The sequence below is a fragment of the Campylobacteraceae bacterium genome, from assembly GCA_013215945.1.
In the GTDB taxonomy this organism is placed as follows: domain Bacteria; phylum Campylobacterota; class Campylobacteria; order Campylobacterales; family Arcobacteraceae; genus NORP36.
Genome location: JABSOM010000025.1, coordinates 1 through 3,824 on the forward strand (window position 1 = coordinate 1; position 3,824 = coordinate 3,824).

The 3,824-nt window shown below is 28.5% G+C and carries 5 protein-coding genes; 2 read left to right on the forward strand and 3 right to left on the reverse strand.

Features of this window, described 5'->3' with window-relative positions:
• Window positions 1-181: 181 nt before the first annotated feature.
• Complete coding sequence (locus tag HRT41_16010; GenBank protein ID NQY25525.1) at window positions 182-1,522, forward strand: DEAD/DEAH box helicase; 1,341 nt, start codon at window positions 182-184, stop codon at window positions 1,520-1,522.
• 7 nt (window positions 1,523-1,529) lie between these two features.
• Here the strand turns inward: HRT41_16010 and HRT41_16015 are convergent, their stop codons facing one another.
• The 3 genes from HRT41_16015 to HRT41_16025 form a co-directional block, all read right to left on the reverse strand.
• Complete coding sequence (locus HRT41_16015) at window positions 1,530-1,685, reverse strand: hypothetical protein (GenBank protein ID NQY25526.1); 156 nt, start codon at window positions 1,683-1,685, stop codon at window positions 1,530-1,532.
• Window positions 1,682-2,107 carry an aminoacyl-tRNA hydrolase gene (arfB, locus tag HRT41_16020; GenBank protein ID NQY25527.1) on the reverse strand — a complete coding sequence of 142 codons (426 nt, stop codon included), beginning with the start codon at window positions 2,105-2,107 and terminating at the stop codon, window positions 1,682-1,684. Before arfB ends, HRT41_16015 begins: the two co-directional genes overlap by 4 nt.
• A 184-nt stretch (window positions 2,108-2,291) precedes the next feature.
• A complete protein-coding gene (locus HRT41_16025) occupies window positions 2,292-2,615 on the reverse strand; it encodes a hypothetical protein (protein ID NQY25528.1) in 324 nt (107 codons plus the stop codon).
• 667 nt (window positions 2,616-3,282) lie between these two features.
• Between HRT41_16025 and HRT41_16030 the strand changes: the two genes are divergently transcribed.
• Complete coding sequence (locus HRT41_16030; GenBank protein ID NQY25529.1) at window positions 3,283-3,501, forward strand: DUF3892 domain-containing protein; 219 nt, start codon at window positions 3,283-3,285, stop codon at window positions 3,499-3,501.
• Window positions 3,502-3,824: the final 323 nt, after the last annotated feature.

Below are 3,824 nucleotides of genomic sequence, written 5' to 3' on the forward strand. Positions count from 1 at the left end.
ACGAAAAAAGAGTATCTTGGAAGGAAGAAAAGATGAAAAATATTGCTTAATTTAAGTTGTTTTTAACGTGGCAACTGAGGTGTAATTTTCAATAGAAAACATTGCAAATTGTCATTCTTTTAAAGTATAAGAAAATCTTTATATATGATTTAAAATAAATAAAATATTCTAAGGAGAAATGATGCAATTAATAATAGGATCACAAGTTAAACTTATAGATGGCGCTATTGAAAAAATCTTCCCTTATGGAGAAGTTTTAGGATTGTTAAGTAAATTTAAGGATATTTGTACTGATATAAAATGGAACGTAAATGTACCCAATAGAGACAAGTGTAAAATCATAGATAATCAAGAAACAATTAATATTAAAAATTTTAAAGCAAGAGATTTCCAAGAAGCTTGTGTTGATAAATTTACACGAACTACACTTACAGGTTATATATATGCTCCTACAGGCTCTGGAAAAACAAATATTGCAGCATATCTAATTGCCAAAAGAAACATAAGAACACTTTTTATTGTTCCTAAATATGATTTAGTAAAACAAACAAAAAAAAGATTTCAAGATATCTTAGATATAGATCCAGCAATGATTGGTGAGCTTAGTTCCCACAAAAAAGAGTTTGGTGCTCCTATTTTAATTACTACATGGCAATCATTAAATAAAGAAGCAACATTACAAAGAGTTATAGAAGATAAATATTCAATGATTATTTGTGATGAGATGCATAAAGCTAGTGCAAATGTTTATTATAATGTTGTATCTTCTATACCTGCAATGTATAAACACGGTCTTACTGCAACACCATATAGAAATAATATCAAAAATGAACAAAGACTTTACGATTTAGTTGGAAATGAAATCGCAAGTGTTGATATAATAGATTTATATAAAAATGGTTTTTTAGTGCAACCAAATATAAGATTTAAAAATACAAATTATAAGATAAATATAGACCAAGAATATTTAAGATCATTAGATTTTAATATCAAACTAGGAATGCTTAAAAAGAATATTGATAAATCAAAACACAGAAAAGAACTAATACTAAATGATATTAAAAAATCTCTAGAGCTTGAAAAAAAAGAGTTTAATTCCAATCAATCTGTAATTTTAGTAAATACACTTGAACTAGGACAAACTATAAAAGAAGAGTTATCTTCATCTTTTAATGTCATATATATTGATGCAAGTACAAAAGCAAAAGAAAGAAATCAAATATTTTCTGATTTAACAGAAAACAATATCACTGATTATGTTTTAATAGGAACTTCAAAACTTCTAGGAGAAGGTACAGATATTCCCTCAATCAAAAATGTATTTTGTGCAAGTCCAGCTTACCCTCCTTTTGAAGATACAGCTCGTTTACAGCAAATCATAGGAAGAGCAATGAGACCATTTAAAGATAAAACTAGCGCAAATATCATCATTTACAATGATATAACAACAGGCTGGATAGATAAAAAGAAAAATGAAGTTTTAGATATTGTTTTTAATAATGTAAAACCTATTATACATTAATGGTATTCTACTTTTTTGTAAGATGAAAGCCATTTTGATTAGGGCAAGAATAAACATCTAATAAAACACCATTCTCTTTAAATAAAATATCTGCTCTTTTTTGTGCTTGATATCTAGAAACATACAACTGTTTCAAAGCTCCATTTTCACTTTTTGTATTCATAATTCTCTATCTACTCTTCCACGTAACTTCTTTTGAGAACTTTGTTTCTTTTTAGAGTTCAAGCGTCTGTTTACAGATCCTCTTGTGGGTTTTGTAGGTACTCTTCTTTTTTGTACTACATTCACACTTTTTATTAGCTCTACCAAACGTTCAAGTGCTTCATCTCTGTTTTGTTCTTGGCTTCTGTGCTGTTGTGACTTTATTACTATAATGCCAACTTTGTTAATACGTTTATCTTTGAGTTCTAATAACTTCTGCTTATAAAACTCTGGCAATGACGAAGCATCTATATCAAAACGCAAATGAATAGCAGCAGAAACCTTATTGACCTTCTGCCCACCAGAACCTTGTGCTCTAATAGCAGATATTTCTACTTCGTTTTCATCTAGTGTTACGCTGTTTGATATTTTTAATTCTGACATGTTATTTTTATATCCTACTATTTAGAGTTTTTAAATCTATAAAATATTTATATATAGTTTTATACAAATATATCATATTTTATCCTAAGCCAACTTATTCGATTTCTACAATCCTATGATTTTGGGCTTTACATCCTATTCTTACTTCAAACCATTGGAAATACAGAATTGAGGTGACAATTTGTTAAATAAACTCCTTTTGTATATACTCTAAGGCTTCAACTAAAGTGCTTTTAAAATGCTTACTTTCTTTGTCTTCAATACCATCATTATAAATATATTCAAACTTACATATTTCTTTAAATCTGGGATCGTGTTTTGCAACTTCAATACTACTATCTTCAATATTTGTATCAAATAAGTAAACAATTTCATTCTCTGTGGTTTGTCTCTCAATTGCAAAAATACTTAAATTCATTTCAGGATATAAAGCGTAATCGGATAGTGTCTTTAACTTTACTTCCCAATCATAGTCTTTATAAATTTTAATAATAAATTTTCGTTCCATTTGATTATTTCCTTTTTATCTTCTATAGAAAAATCATTAAGTAATTTTTCCTATCAGGTTTAAATATAGTAACATAGAAAAGGTGTCAGTCCTTACCTAAAAACATATAAGTACATTAAAACAGCCTTTACATCTTTTCCAAAATAAAACTACATTCCCAACGGCTCTTCCCCTGACTTTGAGAAAGCTAAATATTTTTATTTTTTAGCGAAAAAAGGTGAAAACTGTCTGAGCGTAAGAAATGTGCTCTTTAGCACGTTTTAGCGAGTTTTTGAACCTAGCTAACAAATAAAAATATTTAGGCACCCGAAGGGCTTTATCAACTCGTCAGTTGCTTTCTTGTTTCTTCTTTTCAAGAAAAGAAGAAAAAAAAGCGCAAAGGCTACTTTGTATGAGCTCTTAGATATAAAAGTGGAGATTCATTCTCAGAGGTGTAATTGTATCAATGTGTCAGTTGCTTCTTTTTGCATACAAGTAGGATTACATGTTTCTTTTTATAACAACTAAGAAAAGGAAAAAGCGCAAAGGTACTTTGTATGAGCTCTTAAATATAAGAATAAAGATTCATTCTCAGGAGTATTTTTTCTTAAATTTTTAAATTTGTTAATTCTGTGACGCAAACTGTGACGCAGTTTTTGTATACTTATTTTTAGAACTATGAATTACAATAAAGGTGCCTGTCCCCATTTATTCAGATGGAAAAAAAGGTGGGAATGAAACTTATAATATTCCAGGTAGAGGATCAAACATTCCAAGAACTAAATTAGTTAAAGAAGTTAAACAAGGTAAGCATCCAAATCATACTACAACAGAAATAAATGGAAAAGAGTATATAAAAGCTAAACCAAATCATAAAATTAATGATAATGTAAACAAAGATCAATAAATTAATTTTGTCCCATTAATTTTTTATTTTAAAGTTGCCTGTTCCCTTTAATTTTGAATCAACTTTAAATCCTATTGGAAGACCTAAAAATAGGGATTATTAATTTAATGGTGCCTGTCCCCATTTTTTCCATTTTTTTAATTCTGTGACGCAAACTGTGACGAAGTTTTTGTATACTTATTTTTAGAACTATGAATTACAAGAAAGGTACCTGTTCTCATTTTTAAAAAAGTGGAGATTCAACCCCAGTTGCCACGTTAAAAACAACTTAAATTAAGCAATATTTTTCATCTTTTCTTCCTTCCAAGATACTCTTTTTTCGT

Coding starts and splice junctions, on each gene's coding strand:
- HRT41_16010 (NQY25525.1), top strand. CDS start 182: ATGCAATTAATAATAGGATCACAAGTTAAACTTATAGATGGCGCTATT.
- arfB (NQY25527.1), bottom strand. CDS start 2,107: ATGTCAGAATTAAAAATATCAAACAGCGTAACACTAGATGAAAACGAA.
- HRT41_16015 (NQY25526.1), bottom strand. CDS start 1,685: ATGAATACAAAAAGTGAAAATGGAGCTTTGAAACAGTTGTATGTTTCT.
- HRT41_16025 (NQY25528.1), bottom strand. CDS start 2,615: ATGGAACGAAAATTTATTATTAAAATTTATAAAGACTATGATTGGGAA.